General features: G+C 55.5%; 18 protein-coding genes. 9 read left to right on the top strand and 9 right to left on the bottom strand.

Features of this window, described 5'->3' with window-relative positions:
- On the bottom strand, window positions 1–972 hold the full coding sequence (locus Q1B46_RS05925; protein WP_299945825.1) for a DUF808 domain-containing protein: 972 nt from the start codon (window positions 970–972) through the stop codon (window positions 1–3).
- 180 nt (window positions 973–1,152) lie between these two features.
- Here Q1B46_RS05925 and gap (Q1B46_RS05920) point away from each other — a divergent pair, with 180 nt between their 5' ends.
- The 3 genes from gap (Q1B46_RS05920) to gap (Q1B46_RS05910) all read left to right on the top strand — a co-directional run bounded on the left by gap (Q1B46_RS05920) (window position 1,153) and on the right by gap (Q1B46_RS05910) (window position 3,457).
- The gene (gap, locus tag Q1B46_RS05920) at window positions 1,153–2,154 is read left to right on the top strand and encodes a type I glyceraldehyde-3-phosphate dehydrogenase (RefSeq protein WP_299945824.1); all 1,002 of its coding nucleotides are present in this window, start codon (window positions 1,153–1,155) and stop codon (window positions 2,152–2,154) included.
- Window positions 2,155–2,227: 73 nt separating this feature from the next.
- Window positions 2,228–2,371 (top strand): hypothetical protein, encoded by a 144-nt coding sequence (locus Q1B46_RS05915; RefSeq protein ID WP_299660053.1) that lies wholly within the window; start codon window positions 2,228–2,230, stop codon window positions 2,369–2,371.
- Between the two features lie 81 nt (window positions 2,372–2,452).
- Window positions 2,453–3,457 carry a type I glyceraldehyde-3-phosphate dehydrogenase gene (gene gap, locus Q1B46_RS05910; RefSeq protein WP_299945820.1) on the top strand — a complete coding sequence of 335 codons (1,005 nt, stop codon included), beginning with the start codon at window positions 2,453–2,455 and terminating at the stop codon, window positions 3,455–3,457.
- On the opposite strand, the gene coaD is transcribed toward gap (Q1B46_RS05910), so the two are convergent.
- From coaD to Q1B46_RS05895, 3 genes are all read right to left on the bottom strand, one after another.
- Entirely contained in the window at window positions 3,449–3,940 is a 492-nt protein-coding gene (gene coaD / locus Q1B46_RS05905; protein ID WP_299945818.1) for a pantetheine-phosphate adenylyltransferase, read from the bottom strand. The genes gap (Q1B46_RS05910) and coaD overlap by 9 nt on opposite strands.
- Window positions 3,941–4,022: 82 nt before the next feature.
- Window positions 4,023–4,460: a CBS domain-containing protein gene (locus Q1B46_RS05900; RefSeq protein WP_299660048.1), complete on the bottom strand. Its 438-nt coding sequence runs from the start codon at window positions 4,458–4,460 to the stop codon at window positions 4,023–4,025.
- A gap of 61 nt (window positions 4,461–4,521) precedes the next feature.
- Window positions 4,522–5,424, bottom strand: coding sequence for a LysR family transcriptional regulator (locus Q1B46_RS05895; protein ID WP_299945815.1), 903 nt, complete (start codon window positions 5,422–5,424; stop codon window positions 4,522–4,524).
- Window positions 5,425–5,528: 104 nt separating this feature from the next.
- On the opposite strand from Q1B46_RS05895, the gene Q1B46_RS05890 reads away from it, so the two are divergent.
- Together Q1B46_RS05890 and Q1B46_RS05885 are read left to right on the top strand one after the other, a co-directional pair.
- The gene (locus tag Q1B46_RS05890; protein WP_299945812.1) at window positions 5,529–7,028 is read left to right on the top strand and encodes a CoA-acylating methylmalonate-semialdehyde dehydrogenase; all 1,500 of its coding nucleotides are present in this window, start codon (window positions 5,529–5,531) and stop codon (window positions 7,026–7,028) included.
- Between the two features lie 191 nt (window positions 7,029–7,219).
- Complete coding sequence (locus Q1B46_RS05885) at window positions 7,220–7,819, top strand: L,D-transpeptidase (protein WP_299660045.1); 600 nt, start codon at window positions 7,220–7,222, stop codon at window positions 7,817–7,819.
- 68 nt (window positions 7,820–7,887) lie between these two features.
- Here the strand turns inward: Q1B46_RS05885 and Q1B46_RS05880 are convergent, their stop codons facing one another.
- Window positions 7,888–8,364 (bottom strand): fasciclin domain-containing protein, encoded by a 477-nt coding sequence (locus tag Q1B46_RS05880; protein ID WP_299660044.1) that lies wholly within the window; start codon window positions 8,362–8,364, stop codon window positions 7,888–7,890.
- 71 nt (window positions 8,365–8,435) lie between these two features.
- Window positions 8,436–9,287, bottom strand: a complete 852-nt coding sequence (locus Q1B46_RS05875) for a class I SAM-dependent methyltransferase (RefSeq protein WP_299945808.1) — start codon at window positions 9,285–9,287, stop codon at window positions 8,436–8,438.
- 135 nt (window positions 9,288–9,422) lie between these two features.
- Here Q1B46_RS05875 and Q1B46_RS05870 point away from each other — a divergent pair, with 135 nt between their 5' ends.
- Entirely contained in the window at window positions 9,423–10,538 is a 1,116-nt protein-coding gene (locus Q1B46_RS05870) for a carboxylate-amine ligase (RefSeq protein WP_299945806.1), read from the top strand.
- Between the two features lie 3 nt (window positions 10,539–10,541).
- Here Q1B46_RS05870 and Q1B46_RS05865 read toward each other — a convergent pair whose 3' ends face one another.
- Complete coding sequence (locus tag Q1B46_RS05865) at window positions 10,542–11,402, bottom strand: hypothetical protein (protein WP_299945803.1); 861 nt, start codon at window positions 11,400–11,402, stop codon at window positions 10,542–10,544.
- A gap of 160 nt (window positions 11,403–11,562) precedes the next feature.
- Here Q1B46_RS05865 and Q1B46_RS05860 point away from each other — a divergent pair, with 160 nt between their 5' ends.
- The 3 genes from Q1B46_RS05860 to mmsB are packed head-to-tail and all read left to right on the top strand — an operon-like array spanning window position 11,563 to window position 14,629.
- A complete protein-coding gene (locus Q1B46_RS05860) occupies window positions 11,563–12,705 on the top strand; it encodes an acyl-CoA dehydrogenase family protein (protein ID WP_299945800.1) in 1,143 nt (380 codons plus the stop codon).
- A 7-nt stretch (window positions 12,706–12,712) separates the two neighbouring features.
- On the top strand, window positions 12,713–13,753 hold the full coding sequence (locus Q1B46_RS05855) for an enoyl-CoA hydratase/isomerase family protein (protein WP_299945798.1): 1,041 nt from the start codon (window positions 12,713–12,715) through the stop codon (window positions 13,751–13,753).
- 3 nt (window positions 13,754–13,756) lie between these two features.
- Window positions 13,757–14,629 (top strand): 3-hydroxyisobutyrate dehydrogenase, encoded by an 873-nt coding sequence (gene mmsB, locus Q1B46_RS05850; protein ID WP_299945795.1) that lies wholly within the window; start codon window positions 13,757–13,759, stop codon window positions 14,627–14,629.
- Window positions 14,630–14,678: 49 nt separating this feature from the next.
- On the opposite strand, the gene uvrA is transcribed toward mmsB, so the two are convergent.
- Together uvrA and Q1B46_RS05840 are read right to left on the bottom strand one after the other, a co-directional pair.
- Entirely contained in the window at window positions 14,679–17,537 is a 2,859-nt protein-coding gene (gene uvrA / locus Q1B46_RS05845) for an excinuclease ABC subunit UvrA (RefSeq protein WP_299945793.1), read from the bottom strand.
- Window positions 17,538–17,644: 107 nt separating this feature from the next.
- The gene (locus tag Q1B46_RS05840; protein ID WP_299945789.1) at window positions 17,645–18,211 is read right to left on the bottom strand and encodes a methyltransferase domain-containing protein; all 567 of its coding nucleotides are present in this window, start codon (window positions 18,209–18,211) and stop codon (window positions 17,645–17,647) included.
- Between the last annotated feature and the right edge of the window lie 176 nt (window positions 18,212–18,387).

The following is an 18,387-nucleotide window of genomic DNA, read 5'->3' as shown; positions in this document are numbered from 1 at the left end:
TCAGTGAGCGTTGGGCTTACTTGAAGTTTTCCCGATCATCGGCGCAATCACTTTCGTCGCCAACGGTATCAAAACAAATCCCCAGGCCAAACCGAATACACCGTCCATGGTGGCTTTGGCGATCCACTCTGCGACTTTCTCCCATTGAACTGGCACCGCATGTCCGACAGCGTAAGCCCAATCATGGATATGATGCCCAAGCCAGCCAAAACCCAGAACCTCCATCCCGTGGATGATGATCGACCCTCCGACCCAGAGCATTGCAGCCGTTCCAACGATTGAAAGCGTCTTCATCACACCCGGCATGGCTTTGACCAGACCTCGGCCCAGCCCGCGCCCAATGGGCGTCGGCGCGTTCTGTGCCAGATACAAGCCCACATCGTCCATCTTCACAATCAGCGCGACCGAGCCGTAAACCGCAAGGGTCACACCCAGCCCGACCACCGCAAGCGTCGCGGCCTGCATCCAAAGGTTGGGTGCCTCGATCGCTGCCAACGCAATGGTCATAATCTCGGCGGATAAAATAAAATCGGTCTTGATCGCGCCTTTGACTTTCTGTTCTTCCAGATGTCCCGGGTCGCGGTTTTTCAAGTCTTCTTCGATGACGTGACTGCCATGCGGGAACAGGACGTGAAAGATTTTCTCGGCCCCTTCAAAGCAAAGGTATGAGCCACCGATCATAAGCAACGGTGTGATCAGCCAAGGGGCCAAATTCGCCAACAGCAAAGCCACGGGCAGCAACAGAACAATTTTATTGAATACCGATCCACGCGCGATCCGCCAAATGATTGGTAATTCCCGCGCCGGTGCGAACCCTTGAACGTATTTTGGGGTCACTGCCGCGTCATCAATGATCACACCAGCCGTTTTGGCTCCTGCCTTGCCTGCTGCTGCCACGACATCATCCACGGATGACGCCGCAACCTTTGCTATACCTGCCACATCATCCAACAGGGCCAACAGACCACTCATCGCGTATCCTCGTGTTTCGCTGCTGTTGCCGACACTACCTGATCCACCCCTTAGCGCAAGCGTTAGCGCAACCGGAGAAGGTTTGCGCTAACACCTTAAAAATATGCCATTTTTGCCCTTTTGAGATTCACCTTTCACGGCTATATGGCCTGCAACACAAGCGCAGTTTGGAGACGTCGGATGACCATCAAGGTCGGTATCAATGGTTTTGGCCGCATTGGCCGCTGTACCCTGTCGCACATCGCCGCATCGGCGCGCAACGACATCGAAGTGATCAAGGTGAACGCCACCGGCCCGCTGGATACCTCGGCGCATCTGCTGAAATATGACAGCATACATGGCCGTTTCCCGCGTGAAGTTTCCATCGAAGGCAACACCATGGATCTGGGCCGTGGCCCGATGGAGATGTTTTCAACCTACGACATGAACGAACTGGACTGGGAAGGCTGCGACGTCGTTCTGGAATGTACCGGCAAATTCAATGACGGGTTGAAAGCGCAGACTCACCTCGAACGTGGTGCCGGCAAAGTCCTGCTGTCGGCCCCCGGCAAAAATGTCGACAAGACCATTGTATTTGGCGTGAACCACAACACCCTGACCGCGAACGACAACATGGTATCCAACGGCTCTTGCACCACCAACTGCCTTGCTCCGCTTGCCAAGGTTCTGGATGAAGGCATCGGCATCGAACATGGCATCATGACCACAATCCACGCCTATACCGGCGATCAGCCGACGTTGGACCGCCGTCACAGCGACCTGTATCGCGCGCGCGCAGCGGCCATGTCGATGATCCCGACCACAACCGGTGCTGCAGCGGCACTGGGAGAAGTTCTGCCAAACCTCAAAGGCCGTCTGGATGGTTCGGCCATCCGCGTGCCAACGCCAAATGTCTCGGCCGTCGACCTGTCTTTCCGCGCCTCGCGCGATGTTTCTGTCGAAGAGGTCAATGCAATCGTCGAAGAAGCTGCCAAAGGTCCCATGCAGCGCGTGCTTGGCTATGAGCCCGCGCCGCTGGTCTCGACCGATTTCAACCACACCGAGGAAAGCTCGATCTTCGCGCCCGACCAAACCCGCGTTGTTGACAGCCGTATGGTTCGCGTACTGGCGTGGTATGACAATGAATGGGGTTTCTCGGTTCGGATGGCTGACGTCGCCGTTGCGATGGGCCGCCTTAACTGACCCTTTGCACATCGCTTGTACCTTTAGGCCCGCTCAGGTTATCTGAGCGGGCATTTTCGTTCAGGGCGCAGCAATGACAAATCAAATCGCCATCTGGCTTGGAGTTCTGATCCTTGGCGCTCTGATGCTGGACGTTGCGCTATTTGGAACCGAGCATCTGCTGTTCCTTGGCAAGAAACTCTACGAATTTTTGGATTGGATCGCCTTCTGGCGCTGACACAGGTTTCGCTTGACTTTCGCGCCAATCTGGATTTGTTAGCGCTAACCATTTATCGATCGCATTTGGACGGAGCGTACCATGACACTCAAGCTGGCAATCAACGGATTTGGACGGATCGGACGCGGTGTGTTGCGGGCTGTCATGGAATCTGGGCGCACCGACGTGGAAATCGTTGCTATCAACGATCTGGCAAAGCCCGAAATGAACGCCCATCTGTTCGAATTCGACAGCGTGCATGGGCGCTATTCCAAACCAGTAACGCTCAGCGATGCTAGCCTGGATGTCGGCGCTGGACCGATCCGGTTGACCAGTGAACGTGACCCAGAAGCGCTGGACTGGTCGGACGTGGATGTGGTTCTGGAATGCACTGGCGTTTTCCGCACTCGTGAAGCGGCTGAACGACACCTGAAGAATGGGTCGAAGAAAGTTCTGATCTCGGCCCCTGCCCGTGGTGACGGCGGTGTTAAGACCATTGTCTTCGGCGTGAACGATCACGAACTGACGGCAAATGATGTCATTGCTTCGAACGCATCGTGCACCACCAACTGCCTGTCACCCGTCGCCGCAGCACTGGATGCAGGGCTGGGTATCAAGCACGGCAACATGACGACCATCCACGCCTACACGGCCAGCCAACCGGTTCATGATACAGCGGGCAAAGACCCCTATCTGTCACGCGCTGCAGCGCTGTCGATGATCCCAACTACAACCGGTGCGGCCTCGGCAGTTGGTCTGGTATTGCCGCAATTGGCCGGGAAACTGACCGGACAAGCCATTCGGGTGCCTACACCCAATGTCTCGGTCGTCGACCTGGTGGCCGAAGTTTCGCGCCCGACCACCGAAGATGAGGTCAACGCCCTTTTTGTTGAAGCTGCAGCGAAAATTCCCGGCGTTTTGGCCGCCGAGAATCGCCCGCTGATTTCGATCGATTTCAACCACGACTCGCATAGCTCAACGGTATCGCTTGCTGAAACCAAAGTTACCGATGGCACGTTGGTGCGTGTCCTCGCATGGTATGACAACGAATGGGGTTTCTCGAACCGGATGCTGGACACCGCGGCGGCGATGGGTGCCTTAGCCTAACCGTTCACGCAGGGCCGTATTAACGCGGGGCGTGACAAATTTTGAAACGTCCCCGTTCAATCTGGCAATTTCCTTGACCAGTTTCGAGGCGATGGCCTGATGCCGTGCTTCTGCCATCAGGAAGACCGTCTCGATCGAGTCGTCCAGCACGCGGTTCATACCAACCATCTGGAATTCATATTCGAAATCAGCGACGGCGCGCAGCCCGCGAACAATGATCTGTGCGCCAACATCGCGGGCACAGTCGATCAGCAGGTTCTCAAACGGGTGTGCTACAATTTCTGTACCGGTCTGTTCAGTCAGATGGGCGCATTCCGCCTCGATCATCGCGACGCGCTCTTCAAGGGAAAACAGAGGGCCCTTGTCACGATTGATGGCGACACCAATCACAAGCTTATCCACCAGCGCGGCCGCACGGCGGATAATGTCAATATGACCCAGAGTGATCGGGTCAAAAGTACCGGGATACAATCCAACCCGCATAGGGCTCTCCAGCGCAACAATATTTCTGCGCAAGCAAACATAACTTTGCCGCAGGTGCAAGAGGCTGAAACAGCCCCTGCGACTAGTGGCCCATGATCATGCCTTCCAGCGCGTCTTTTTCCATTGCAAGTTCAGCCAGTTGCGCCTTTACAGCATCGCCAAGCGTTACGATTCCAACCAGTCTGCCGTCTTCTAAAACGGGCATATGGCGAAATCGGCCCTCGGTCATTTGCGACAGGATGGACTCGACCGAATCTTGTTGGCTTGCGGTTACTAGCTGCTTGGTCATGTAGTCGCTGACGGGCTTATCCAGGCATCCGCTACCGCTGGCAGCCAGTTCACGAACAATATCCCGTTCCGACAAGATGCCCGAGGCTGTCTGCCCCCCATCTTCGGAAATGATGACCGTACCAATCCGCTTCTCTGCAAGTATCCCAGCGGCCTGAGAAACAGTCGCCGTAGGCTCAACTGTCATCACATCACTGCTGGCCTTGGATTTGAGAATGGCCTGTACAAGCATTAGCAAAAACCTCCGGAATAACGTACTGTTTTCCAAAGCGTTGCCGGAATGTCTGAAGGTGTCAAGGTGAAGCTTCTGCTTCCAGCCGCGCCACTTCGTCCCGCAGGCCACGGGTCAGTGCCTCGGCAAAGCGATTCAACCGTTCATTGCGCTGATCGCCCTGATGGCGAACCAGATAGAATCCACGGGTCAGACTTACCTGATCCGTCAGGATTTTTTGCAATCCTCGATGGAACGGCAACGTAAAGTCATGCGCCACACAGACCCCTGTGCCCAGTGACACCTGCCGCAACTGCACCGAGACCGAGTTTGATGCAAGCGCGACACGCTCAACACCAATATCGTTGAGGTAATCCAACTCGCGATCAAAGATCATATCCGGAATATAGCCGATCATCCGGTGCCCCTTTAGATCCTCGACCGTTCGGATTTCGGCGTGGCGACTCAGGTATTCTTTCGTGGCGACCATGTGCAGCCGATAATCGGATATCTTTTGAACCAAAAGCTGCCCGGCAGTGGGTGCGCTGACGGTGATGGCCATATCGGCCTCGCGCCGAGACAAATTGATAATACGTGGTAACGCCAGAATCTGGATGTCGAGATCAGGGTTCGCATCGCTGATCTTGGCGCAGACCTGAGGCAAAAGGTAATTTGCGCTCCCATCCGGTGCCCCAATTCTGATCTGACCGCTTAGCGACTTGGCCGAGCCCGACATGACCCCGGTCGCCGCACGCATCGCCTCTTCTGCCTGCAGCCCGTGCTCCATCAACCGCTCACCCGCAGTCGTCAATACATAGCCCTGCTGTGATTTCGTGAACAACACCGCGTCCAGTGCCGCCTCTAATCGCGCGATCCTGCGCCCGACGGTCGCCGGATCGATCTTGAGCACGCGCCCCGCTGCCGAAAGGCTCTCGTCACGTGCGACCGCAAGAAAAATCCGCAAATCATCCCAATTCGGTGTCATGATCCAACCTTTGCATTTTTGCAAAACTGATTTGAAACATTGCCTCTGTTCAGGGGATTTTCGCAAGCCTATTCTGCGCGCAACTTAATTCGGAGGAATTTGCAATGCAGGACCTGACCCATTTCATCAATGGTGAAAACGTCGCCGGTACATCGGGACGTTTTGACGATGTCTTCAACCCCGCCACTGGCGAGGTGCAGTATAAATGCCCAATGGCCAGCGTGTCTGAAACCACCGCAGCCATCGAAGACGCAGCGGCCGCGCAGGTCGCCTGGGGTGCAACCAACCCGCAGAAACGTGCACGCGTCATGATGGCAATGGTTGGGCTGATGAACCGCGATATGGACAAACTGGCCGAGGCCCTCAGCCGCGAGCATGGCAAGACCCTGCCCGACGCCAAGGGTGATCTACAGCGTGGTCTGGAAGTGATCGAATACTGCATCGGCGCCCCGCAGATGCTGAAAGGTGAGTTCACAGACAGCGCAGGACCCGGCATCGACATGTATTCGATGCGCCAGCCGCTGGGCGTGGTTGCCTCGATCATGCCGTTCAATTTCCCTGCCATGATGCCCTTGTGGCATGTAGGCCCGGCACTGGCTTGCGGCAACGCTGTGGTTCTGAAACCATCCGAGCGTGACCCCTCGGTGCCATTGATGCTGGCCGAACTGTTTGTCGAAGCAGGTCTGCCAAAAGGCGTGTTCCAGGTGGTCAATGGCGACAAAGAGGCCGTGGACACCCTGCTGGACAGCGAAATCATTCAGGGCGTTTCGTTTGTCGGCTCGACCCCAATTGCGCAGTATATCTATTCCCGTGCCACTGCGAACGGCAAACGCGCACAGTGTTTCGGTGGTGCCAAAAACCACATGATCGTCATGCCCGACGCAGATTTGGACCAAGCTGCCGATGCCTTGGTTGGTGCAGGTTTCGGCGCTGCGGGCGAACGCTGCATGGCAATCTCGGTTGCTGTCCCTGTGGGTGAAGAAACTGCAGACGCCCTGATCGAAAAGCTGATCCCGCGTGTCGAAATGCTAAAGGTTGGGCCATATACCGCAGGCGATGACGTGGATATGGGTCCGGTCGTAACCGGAGCCGCCAAGGAGCGCATTCTGGGCCTGATCAAATCGGGCGTGGAACAGGGCGCGAAGCTGGTTGTCGATAATCGTGACTTCAGCCTGCAAGGTTATGAGGACGGCTTCTTTGTCGGCCCGCATTTGTTTGACCACGTCACGCCCGACATGGACATCTACAAGCAAGAGATTTTTGGCCCGGTTCTGTCGACCGTCCGCGCTGGTTCTTACGAAGAAGCGCTGAAACTGGCCATGGATCACGAATATGGTAATGGCACCGCAATCTTCACGCGCGACGGTGACACCGCACGTGATTTTGCCAACCGCATCAACATCGGCATGGTCGGTATCAATGTCCCGATCCCGGTTCCGCTGGCTTATCACACCTTTGGCGGCTGGAAGAAATCCATGTTCGGCGACCTGAACCAGCACGGCGCGGACAGCTTCAAGTTCTACTCGCGCACCAAAACTGTCACATCGCGCTGGCCGTCAGGCATCAAGGAAGGTGGCGAGTTCAACTTCAAAGCGATGGACTGATCTACCCACTCATATTTCTGGAAACCCGGTCCAACACAGGCCGGGTTTTTTTCATACATCTACGCCAATTCATGCCTGATCGCCCACCTCACAAGAAATTCAGAGGCGCACCTCTGGAAAAATCAGGCAATCACCAATAGTTTATCGTCAAATAAATCAATCGAGCAGTTCGTATCATTCCGGAGGCAACCTTGTCCCAAAATCATTTGACCCGCCGTCATGCACTGTTGGGTGCTGCGTCTTTGATCGCGGCCCCCGTCATCGTTCGCGCACAGAGTATCGATGCTTTCCCACAGGATGAGGATGCGATCAGCACACAGTTACCGGTGCGCCGCAATGTATCCTCGTTCTCGCAGCAAAATTGGCAGGATCACTTTGACGAATTGGGTGCTGGTGCGCTGTTGGCCGATATCACCAGCCGCGCTGTGCACTACTGGGGCGCAGATGGCACCTACAGGCTTTATCCAAGCTCTGTCCCCATGAGCGAAGAACTGACCAAACGTGGCTATACCAAAGTCGTTCGCAAGGCTGAAAATCCAAGCTGGACGCCGACAGCTTCGATGCGCGAACGCGACCCGGCATTGCCCGTTCGCATGGAAGGTGGCGATCCCGGAAATCCGCTTGGGACCCGCGCCATGTATCTGGACTGGCCTGCCTATCTGGTTCACGGCACCCACGACACCCGTAAGATCGGACGCCAGAGTTCATCCGGCTGTATTGGTCTTTATAACCAGCATGTGGAAGAACTGTATCCGCTTGTGCAGGTCGGCACACAGGTTCGTCTGCTGTAAGCGGCACATCAAAGAAATAACAAAAGCCCCGGCCATCTGGACCGGGGCTTTTCACTTGGGGGGTCGTATTATTCAGGGATGATCACTTCGTCGACAACGTGAATGACGCCATTGCTGGCTTCGATGTCAGCTTGCACAACCTTGGCGCCATTTACCTTCACGCCGTTTTTTGCGTTCACGCTCAGACGATCGCCTTGGACGGTTAGAACCTTTGCGCGTTTACCTGCAATGTCACCCGACATGATCTTTGCTGGCACGACGTGATAGGTCAGGATCGATACCAGTTGATCCTTGTTTTCCGGCAACAGAAGCGTTTCAACCGTGCCTTCCGGCAGCGCGGCAAATGCCTCGTCCGTGGGTGCGAACACTGTGAACGGGCCTTCGCCTTTCAGGGTATCGACCAATCCGGCGGCCTGAACGGCGGCGACCAAAGTGTTGAACGACCCAGCAGAAACTGCGGTATCTACGATGTCTGCGGCCTGTGCCTTGACGGGCAAAGCAAGTGCAAGTGCGGCGGCAGCGCCCATGAATGTACGGCGGAACATGGCTGTTAACTCCTCTCCAGCTTGTTATGGAAAGGGGTACGGCCCTTGGCCTTCGGCGGATCACATCGCGTTCAATTTTCTTTGAGTTGAACCCAAATACTCTGCGCTCGTCCGTCTTTCAAAAACGGAAGTGCAGCCACCGCGTCAGGCCGGGATTGCTGCAAGTAGTATCCAGGCCAAAGCATTGAATAGAAACCAGATTGCAGAAGTGCATGCAGCATATATTGCTCGCCCCATCCGGGGCAATCATAGAAGAACCGCTTGGGATATTCGTAGGGCAGAAAAACATCGTGGACATGAATGACAACGCCCGGTTTCAGCGTCGGAATGATCCGGCAGAACAGATGGGCGACGTCATTACTCATCCGAACCACGTGGCTTGAATCGATGAACAGGACATCCCCGGCCTCTAGCTGATCAAAGAGCGCCGGGTCGACCTCTTCCAGCCGTTTTTGTTCGAACTGATCAACGACATGGGCGATGTCGGCACGCGGGTACGGATCAATTGCAGTGATGGTTGTGTCCAAACCGCCGTCAATGACCGCTTGCCGCGTTACACGGGTTGAATTCCCACACCCGACCTCGATCACCCGTTTCGGCTGAAAGCGGCGGATCATCAGATAAAGCGCATCCGCGTCCGGACTGTCATAGTATCCATTGTTGATGCGATAACCCGTCTGGTTGCGCGCGGGGTCTTTCAGTGCAGCAAGCTCGCCCGAATGCCGTTTGTACGCCTCGACCAACTGCGAGATTTCGAAATCTTCCATCCCCGGTGAAAGCGCATAGGCCGGACGGGTCAGTCCCCCTGCCCGTTCGAACGCTTCCAATCGCTCTCGTTCATCCTGCTCGGTAACCTTATCGATCAGCTTCACGCCCAACTCATCCAAGGCGGCGTTGATCTGCGGAAATTTTCTGGGTTTCACGAGGGCGGCTCCACATTGCGTTGCGCCTGATCCTTACCGTTGCACGCAGGACCTCTGCAAGAACCCTTGCGCCAAACCCTTGGCAAAAGACATATTTCCGTATTCACTGAGTGGAATTTAGCGACGAGGGCCGCAATGCAGAAGGAATTCACGTTAGGCATCGAGGAAGAGTATCTGCTGGTTGATCGCGACAGCCTGCAGCTTGCGCATGCTCCAACCGCATTGATCAAAGCCTGCCAGAACGACTTTGAAGGTCAGGTCAGCCCAGAGTTCCTGCAATGCCAGATCGAAGTGGGAACCCGCCCGCATGCCACGATCAAGTCCGCTCGCGAAGATCTAAAGCGTTTGCGATCCTGCGTCTCAAAACGCGCGGCGGAATACAATATGGCGCCCATTGCCGTTTCCTGCCACCCGTTTGCGAACTGGAAAGATCAGCACCATACGCGAAGGGAACGCTATGATGCGCTGCAACACGCACTTGGGGGCGTTGCACGTCGGATGCTGATCTGCGGCATGCATGTGCATGTCGGGGTAGAAAACCAGGCCCTGCGCGCTGATCTGATGCCGCAGCTGTCCTATTTCCTGCCTCATCTTCTGGCTTTGTCCACCTCCTCTCCCTTCTGGAACGGCGAGGATACAGGCCTGTCCTCATATCGATTGACCGTGTTTGACAATTTGCCCAGGACTGGTTTGCCTCCGGTATTTGGCAGTTGGGGCGAATATGAGCGTACGACCGGAGTTCTTGTTGAATTGGGTGTCATTGAAGACACCTCAAAAATCTGGTGGGACTTGCGCCCCTCGCACCGTTTCCCGACGCTCGAAACCCGGATCATGGATGTGCAGCCCCGGTTGGAACACACATTGTCCTTGGCCGCATTGGTACAAGCCCTGACCAGGATGCTGTGCCGCCTGAAAGACCGCAACCTGCGTTGGCGGCAATACGACAAGTTCCTGATCGGCGAAAACCGTTGGCGCGCGCAACGCTATGGCGTCGGTGAAGGAATGATCGATTTCGGGGATCGCTCGATCAAGCCCATGGCAGAACTAATTGGTGAACTCATGGGGATGCTGGCCGAAGACACCGAAGCCTTGGGAACCATGACCGAGATTGCGCGCCTGAGGCACATCGCCGAGACCGGAACCTCATCCACCCGCCAACGTCGGATCCACGCCGAGGCTGTGGCGCGGGGCGATGATCCGGGAATGGCCGTTGTCGAACATCTGATCGAAGAATTTCACGCAGATTTGTAAGGTTCAGACTGCGGCCAGAATATCTTTGATCCGCTCGGCCACTGGTTCATACAGGTCCCGATCCGTCCAGTACCCATTATGCGAAAATGGGTTCCATGACGTAAATATCTTGCCAGCGTTGATTGGCTTGTCCTTAAGACCACCGCTTTGCGCCAGTTGCGCATAACGCGGGGCACTTTTACCCAACGGGAACCCTAGAACATCATGGCGGTCATAATAATTGTGCCACCATGTCGGGAATTGAAGCGCCGGCGCCAGTTCTCGGTTCGGAGCCATGATTGGGAAAATATCATTCTCGGGATATGCAAACAAAAAGATCGGTATATTGCACCCGAAAGTAACAATCCCGGCCACTGTTTTCATGTTTTCAACATGTGTCGGATGCGTTGGCGATCCCCCCTGCCGCAGATGCCTTTGCATGTCGTAAATATAGTTCGACATAATATGCCCGCCCAGCGAATGGGCCAGTATCAAAATAGGGCCGTCATGCCCTACCTGATGCTTAACCACGCCCATCACATTCTCGATCTTCTTGTGGATCGCGTCATATATTTTGTCGTTACCATCCGGTGTTGGACGGTACGAGGCTGCATCTGACAGATTACAAACGACAAACTCGCGCAGTTTGTCGTATCCCAGACTGCGGTTGATCTTGCGCAGATAGTCTTTCTGCCGCCCTTGCAGGATTTGCGCCCAAACCACCTCGTGCCAGATCACATGGCTCATATCTGCGCCCAACCGGTTCGCAACACGTCGTTTCAGGCCTTTTGAAAATGTCGGGGTCGTCGACGCGGGTTGCCCTTGTGGTCGATATTGGCTTCCCATTCCGTGAATCGCGATCACGGCCATTTTGTGTGACGGCATCGGAATACTCCATGAAATAGTATTGTAGAATTCCGGCAGTATAACGCAGCAGTTCAATTCTCCCAAACAGGGCCACAGCGTTTGCCGCCGTTGAAAAATTTCTGTAAGGATTGAGGAATAAAACGCTCGTTCAATTCTGCAGAGTACAGGGACCACAGCCATGGATTTCGCGCTGACCGAGGAACAGACAGCCATCTTCGACATGGCCTATGCCTTTGGCCAAGAACACATCGCACCATTTGCGCGTCAGTGGGAATCTGACGGCACCATCCCAAAAGAGCTTTGGCCAAAAATCGGAGAGCTTGGGTTTGGTGCCCTATACGTCACAGAAGAAAGTGGCGGATCAGGGCTCAGCCGGCTTGATGCCACCTTGGTGTTCGAGGCCTTGTCGATGGCCTGCCCGTCAGTCGCGGCGTTCCTATCGATCCATAACATGTGCGCCAAGATGTTGGACAGCTTTGCCAGCGATGAGTTGAAATCGCGTATCATGCCTCGAATTCTCAGCCTTGAAACCGTGCTGAGCTACTGCCTGACAGAGCCCGGCTCAGGCTCGGACGCAGCCGCATTAAAAACCCGCGCCGAGCGAACGAATGAGGGATACACCCTGAATGGCTCAAAGGCGTTCATTTCGGGCGGCGGATATTCGGATGCCTATGTCTGCATGGTGCGCACCGGCGAGGACGGTCCCAAGGGCATCTCGACGGTGTATGTTGAGGATGGAACCCCCGGACTTAGCTTCGGTGCGCTTGAGCAAAAGATGGGCTGGAAAAGCCAGCCCACAGCGCAGGTCCAGTTTGATGATTGCAAAATCGCCGCCACCAATCTGGTCGGTGCTGAGGGCGACGGTTTTAAATACGCAATGAAAGGGCTGGATGGAGGGCGATTGAACATCGCGTCATGCTCACTGGGGGCTGCTCAGAACGGATTGGACATGACGTTGCAATACATGTCTGAGCGTAAGGCCTTTGGCCAATCGATTGATCAATTTCAGGCGCTGCAATTCCGTCTTGCGGATATGGAAATCGAACTGCAGGCCGCACGCACCTTCCTGCGGCAAGCGGCTTGGAAACTGGATCAAGGTGCGCCTGACGCCACCAAGTTCTGCGCCATGGCCAAGAAATTCGTAACCGAGACTGGATCGAAAGTGGTCGATCAGTGCCTGCAGCTACATGGTGGTTATGGCTACCTAGCAGATTACGGCATCGAAAAGCTTGTGCGCGATCTGCGGGTACATCAGATACTTGAGGGCACGAACGAGATCATGCGCGTCATCGTCGCGCGACAGATGCTTGCCAACCGCTGAGGACCTCATGGCTGACATTGACATCCGCACCGTCGGACGCGCCGGGCGCATCACGTTGACACGCCCCAAAGCGTTAAATGCGATGAGCTATGAGATGTGCATGGTGATCGACACCGCATTGCGCAATTGGTGCGAGGATGATGCGGTCGACCTGATCATCTTTGACGCCGAGGGCGACAAAGCCTTCTGCGCAGGAGGTGACATCGCCGAACTCTACGCCACCGGCACCAAGGGCGATTATAACTACGGCCGCACATTCTGGCGCGACGAATACCGGCTAAACGCCTTGATCTTTGAATACCCCAAACCTGTGATCAGTTTCTTACAGGGATTCACCATGGGCGGTGGTGTGGGCATCGGCTGCCACGGAAGTCACCGCATCGTCGGTGAAAGCTCAAAGATTTCAATGCCGGAATGTTCAATCGGCCTCGTCCCGGATGTGGGCGGTTCGCTGATGCTGGCGCTGGCCCCGGGCCGATTGGGGGAATATCTGGGAACGACCGGCCATCGGATGGGACCCGGAGATGCCATATATGCGGGCTTTGCCGACCACTTCATTCCTCAAAGCCACTGGCCTGACCTTATCGAAATTCTGGAGGCTTCGGGTTGCACGAACATCATCGAAAAGCACACCGAAACACCCCCCAACGGTAAATTGGCCGAAATCCAATCGCAGATAGATTGGTTTTTCGAAGGTGAAGGCCTGACCAATATTCTGAAAAAGCTGCGCAGCGAGGACCAAGAATTTTCGACGAAAATTCTCGACACCCTCCAGCGGAATTCTCCGATCTCGATGGCTTGCACAGTCGAAATGTTGCACCAGCTCCGGGGCGCAAACCTAACCCTGCACAAAGCCTTGGACATGGAATATCGGTTTACCTATCGCGCAATGGAATACGGAGACTTTCTCGAAGGCATCCGTGCGCAGATCATCGACAAAGATCGCAACCCCAACTGGCAATTTGCCGATTTGGATGTACCCGCAGCGGCAGTCTCAAAAATGTTGCAGCCATTGGGCGAAAACGCGTTAAGTTTTGCAGAGGAGTAAGGGATGAAAATCGCATTCATTGGACTGGGCAATATGGGTGCCCCGATGGCGGCCAATCTGGCGGCTGTCGGGCATGATGTGGTCGGTTTTGATCAGGCGGATGTGTCGGTCGATGGTGTGACGATGGCCACCACGGGGGCCAAGGCCGCCTCAGAAGCCGAAGCCGTCATCACAATGCTGCCCAACGGTCAGATTCTGCGCGCGGTTGCCGACGAAATCATTCCCGCCATGGCTCATGGCACAGTCCTTATCGATTGCTCAACCGTCGACGTCGACAGCGCACGCTCGGTGGCCCAACAGGCCCTCGATGCGGGCCTTCTGGCTGTAGATGCCCCCGTTTCCGGCGGAATCGGCGGAGCGGCTGCTGGAACCTTGACCTTCATGGCCGGCGGCTCTGACACCGCCTTTGCCAAGGCTGCACCACTGTTTGATATAATGGGTCAAAAGGCCGTACATTGCGGCGAAGCTGGTGCAGGACAAGCCGCCAAGATTTGCAACAACATGATCCTGGGCGTTACCATGATTGCTACCTGCGAGGCCTTCGCATTGGCCGATAAACTCGGCCTGGACCGGCAAAAGATGTTCGACGTGGTGAGCACGTCCTCTGGCTATAGCTGGACGATGAACGCCTATTGCCCGGCGCCTGGCGTCGGCCCGCGAAGCCCCGCCGACAACGGCTATCAGCCAGGTTTTGCTGCCGAATTGATGCTAAAAGATCTGCGCCTCAGTCAGCAAGCTGCTGACAGCGCGGATGCGGATACACCGATGGGACAGGCCGCAACAGCACTGTACGAAAAGTTTGTCGAGACCGAAGGTGGATTGGGTAAGGATTTCTCTGCCATGTTGCCGCGGTTTGAAGAGCGCAACCGCAGCTAAAAGCGCGAGGCGAGAGCCTCGCATCATCCTGCCCTCCAACTGTCGAAACTTATTCGGCCGCAACGCGTTCCGGGTTCAACATGGGCTTCAGATATCGTCCGGTATGGCTACGCTCGCAATCCGCGACCTGTTCCGGCGTGCCTTCTGCAACGATTTGACCTCCACCATCGCCACCCTCGGGGCCGATATCGATGATCCAATCGGCGGTTTTCACGACATCCAGGTTGTGTTCAATCACCACAACCGTGTTCCCTTGATCCACCAATTCATGAAGCACTTCTAACAACTTACGCACATCTTCGAAGTGCAAACCCGTGGTGGGTTCATCAAGGATATAAAGTGTTCGTCCGGTGGACCGCTTGCTGAGCTCTTTTGACAGCTTCACCCGCTGTGCCTCACCACCGGACAATGTGGTCGCCTGCTGGCCAACCTTGATGTAGCCAAGCCCTACTCGCGCCAACGCATCCATCTTGTCTCGGATTGACGGCACCGCTTTAAAGAACTCCTGCGCGTCTTCCACAGTCATATCAAGCACATCTGCGATGGATTTGCCCTTGAACTTGATTTCAAGCGTCTCGCGATTGTAACGCGCGCCTTTGCAGGTTTCACATGTCACGTAAACATCGGGCAGAAAGTGCATTTCGATCTTGATTACACCATCACCCTGACAGGCCTCGCAGCGTCCACCCTTGACGTTAAAGCTGAACCGACCGGGTTTATAGCCGCGCGCCTTGGCCTCTGGCAACCCAGCGAACCAGTCCCGTATTGGGGTAAAGGCCCCCGTGTAAGTCGCTGGATTTGAACGCGGAGTCCGCCCGATTGGGCGCTGATCGATATCAATCACCTTGTCCAGATGTTCGAGCCCTTTGATCGTCTCACAAGGCGCGGGCGTCTGCCGTGCACCGTTCAACCGCATCGAGGCGGTCTTGAACAGGGTTTCAATTGTCAGCGTCGACTTTCCGCCACCCGAAACACCGGTCACACAAACGAATTTGCCCAGTGGAAACGCGGCCGTCACAGTCTTTAGGTTATTTCCTGTCGCTTTAACCACAGTCACCTTGTGCTTCTTTCCCTTGCGCCGCTCGGACGGTATCGCGATCTCGCGCGCACCTGACAGATACTGGCCGGTGATCGAAGCTGCATCGCCCGCTACGTGCCCCGGCGTACCGTGGCTGACCACTTGTCCCCCATGCACCCCAGCCCCTGGGCCGATGTCGAACACGTAATCAGCCTCACGAATAGCTTCTTCGTCATGTTCAACGACAATCACTGTGTTGCCCTGATCGCGCAGGTTCTTGAGCGTGTCCAGCAACCGATCATTGTCACGCTGGTGCAGGCCGATTGATGGCTCGTCCAGAACATACAATACGCCGGTCAAACCCGAGCCAATTTGGCTGGCCAAACGAATACGCTGGCTTTCGCCACCTGACAGGGTTCCACTTGAACGCGAAAGCGTAAGATACTCTAACCCCACGTTATTCAGAAATCCGAGCCGTTCGCGGATTTCCTTCAGAATGGCCCGTGCGATCTCGTTCTTTTGTACGGTCAGATGGTTCGGTGCATCCTCAACCCAGGCCAATGCCTCTCGTATGGACATCTGAACCACCTGCCCGACATGCAATCCCGCAATCTTCACGGCCAAGGCTTCGGCGCGCAGTCGGTATCCTTCGCAAGTGCCACAGGGGCGATTGTTCTGATAGCGCTCGAACTCTTCGCGAATCCACGCGCTGTCGGTCTCGCGGTATCGGCGCTGCATGTTGGGGATAACACCCTCGAAACTCCGCGTGACCTGATAAACGCGCCCGCCTTCGTCATAGCGGAACTGGATCTCTTCATCACCAGAACCCCTCAGGAAAACTTGCTGCACGATTTTGGGCAGGTCCTTCCATGGTGTGTTCTTGTCAAACTCATAATGCCGCGCGATGGCCTCGATGGTTTGCAAGAAATACGGAGATTTGCCCTTCCGCCACGGTGCCAGCGCACCGTCATACAGTTTCAGTGTCTGATCTGGAACGACCAGCCGTTCGTCAAAGAAAAGTTCGACCCCCAAACCATCGCAATCCGGGCAAGCACCGAAGGGTGCGTTGAACGAAAACAGGCGTGGTTCGATTTCGGGGATGGTGAAACCACTGACCGGGCAGGCAAAATTCTCGCTAAAGGTAATCCGCTCGGGATCACCTTCTTTCGGCGCGGTTTCCAGAATTGCAATCCCGTCCGCCAAATCCAAGGCGGTTCTAAGACTGTCAGCCAGGCGGGTTTCCATCCCCTCGCGAACGACAAGACGGTCAACCACCACGTCGATATCGTGGCGGAATTTCTTATCCAGCGTTGGCGGCTCATCCAACTCGTAGAATTCGCCATCCACTTTGACGCGCTGGAAACCCTGCTTGCGAAGTTCAAGGAATTCTTTCCTGTACTCACCCTTTCGGTCACGCACGATCGGGGCCAGCAGATAGCCGCGCGTGCCCTCCTCCATCGTCATGATCCGGTCGACCATATCCTGTACTTGCTGCGCTTCAATCGGCTGCCCCGTGGCGGGGCTGTAGGGCGTTCCGGCGCGTGCAAACAGCAGGCGAAGATAGTCGTATATCTCGGTCACGGTCCCTACGGTCGAACGCGGGTTCTTCGAGGTCGTCTTCTGCTCGATCGAGATGGCAGGGCTTAGCCCGCTGATGTGATCAACATCAGGCTTCTCCATCATATCGAGGAACTGGCGCGCATAAGCCGACAGACTTTCGACATAGCGGCGCTGACCTTCGGCATAGATCGTATCAAACGCCAACGACGACTTGCCCGAGCCAGACAGACCAGTAATCACCACCAGCTGATCCCGCGGAACATCGACATCAATGTTTTTGAGGTTATGCTCGCGCGCGCCGCGCACCTCGATATTCTTCAGTTCAGCCATTCTGGCCCCCAACAGATACGTTCTTCAGAGATAAGCGAGCAGCGCCGAGTCTCCAATCGAAAAATTAGAACAAAGCAAGAACTAGCGGATTTTCTCGCGCTGAACAACTATTGATCCGGTTTCCGGGCCAATGCCCATGCGCAAATTGGAAAATTCGGATCATTTTCCAGGTCATCTGTTTCGGGATTGTAGGTCGGCGGCCATTCCAGCTCCAGGTTTCGCTTGGCGGCCTGACGATTGCCCCACTGCTCGGCCTTGATCCCGTCCGGATCAAATCCGCATTCGCTCAACAGGTTTAGCAAACCACGTGCAGTCCACCGTGAACAATCATGTGGAGCAGCGTGAAACGGGATGAAAAATGGCACCGCGAGCCAGAAATACCCACCGGGGCGCAACATCTCCAGCACATTCAACGTCGCTTCGTACGGGCGATCCAGGTGTTCCCAGACCTGATTTGCCAGGATCAGGTCAAACTGACGGATTTGGTCCTGATCATCCAACAATGGCCCATTGCAAATATCAAGCTGGCGTTGCCAGGTTTGGGTATAGCTTTGAAAGGCAAATTGCTTGCCCCACGATCCCGAAATCTCAAAGGTCGTCAATGTCTGCGGATTCAGCTCTTGAATCCACTGCCGACTGCGGCGCGCCATCACGATCCGGTTCAGGCTGGTCATAAGCTACCCCTTGGGCTGAAATCACACGGACGGACACCTCATGCCAGACCTCAGGACACCCTGCAATGTCCGGGCTAACGTATTTGAGTTCTGAGGAAAATGGCGCGGTTGACGGGGCTCGAACCCGCGACCCCCGGCGTGACAGGCCGGTACTCTAACCAACTGAGCTACAACCG

This window comes from uncultured Ruegeria sp., from assembly GCF_947500045.1.
Taxonomy (GTDB): Bacteria; Pseudomonadota; Alphaproteobacteria; order Rhodobacterales; family Rhodobacteraceae; genus Ruegeria.
The sequence above is the reverse complement of the archived record's forward strand: the minus strand, read 5'-3'. Positions and strand labels throughout refer to the sequence as shown.

Coding starts and splice junctions, on each gene's coding strand:
- Q1B46_RS05925 (WP_299945825.1), bottom strand. CDS start 972: ATGAGTGGTCTGTTGGCCCTGTTGGATGATGTGGCAGGTATAGCAAAG.
- Q1B46_RS05880 (WP_299660044.1), bottom strand. CDS start 8,364: ATGTTCCGCCGTACATTCATGGGCGCTGCCGCCGCACTTGCACTTGCT.
- Q1B46_RS05895 (WP_299945815.1), bottom strand. CDS start 5,424: ATGACACCGAATTGGGATGATTTGCGGATTTTTCTTGCGGTCGCACGT.
- Q1B46_RS05915 (WP_299660053.1), top strand. CDS start 2,228: ATGACAAATCAAATCGCCATCTGGCTTGGAGTTCTGATCCTTGGCGCT.
- Q1B46_RS05900 (WP_299660048.1), bottom strand. CDS start 4,460: ATGCTTGTACAGGCCATTCTCAAATCCAAGGCCAGCAGTGATGTGATG.
- Q1B46_RS05840 (WP_299945789.1), bottom strand. CDS start 18,211: ATGACCAGCCTGAACCGGATCGTGATGGCGCGCCGCAGTCGGCAGTGG.
- Q1B46_RS05890 (WP_299945812.1), top strand. CDS start 5,529: ATGCAGGACCTGACCCATTTCATCAATGGTGAAAACGTCGCCGGTACA.
- Q1B46_RS05865 (WP_299945803.1), bottom strand. CDS start 11,402: ATGCCGTCACACAAAATGGCCGTGATCGCGATTCACGGAATGGGAAGC.
- uvrA (WP_299945793.1), bottom strand. CDS start 17,537: ATGGCTGAACTGAAGAATATCGAGGTGCGCGGCGCGCGCGAGCATAAC.
- Q1B46_RS05855 (WP_299945798.1), top strand. CDS start 12,713: ATGGCTGACATTGACATCCGCACCGTCGGACGCGCCGGGCGCATCACG.
- gap (WP_299945824.1), top strand. CDS start 1,153: ATGACCATCAAGGTCGGTATCAATGGTTTTGGCCGCATTGGCCGCTGT.
- Q1B46_RS05860 (WP_299945800.1), top strand. CDS start 11,563: ATGGATTTCGCGCTGACCGAGGAACAGACAGCCATCTTCGACATGGCC.
- gap (WP_299945820.1), top strand. CDS start 2,453: ATGACACTCAAGCTGGCAATCAACGGATTTGGACGGATCGGACGCGGT.
- coaD (WP_299945818.1), bottom strand. CDS start 3,940: ATGCGGGTTGGATTGTATCCCGGTACTTTTGACCCGATCACTCTGGGT.
- Q1B46_RS05870 (WP_299945806.1), top strand. CDS start 9,423: ATGCAGAAGGAATTCACGTTAGGCATCGAGGAAGAGTATCTGCTGGTT.
- mmsB (WP_299945795.1), top strand. CDS start 13,757: ATGAAAATCGCATTCATTGGACTGGGCAATATGGGTGCCCCGATGGCG.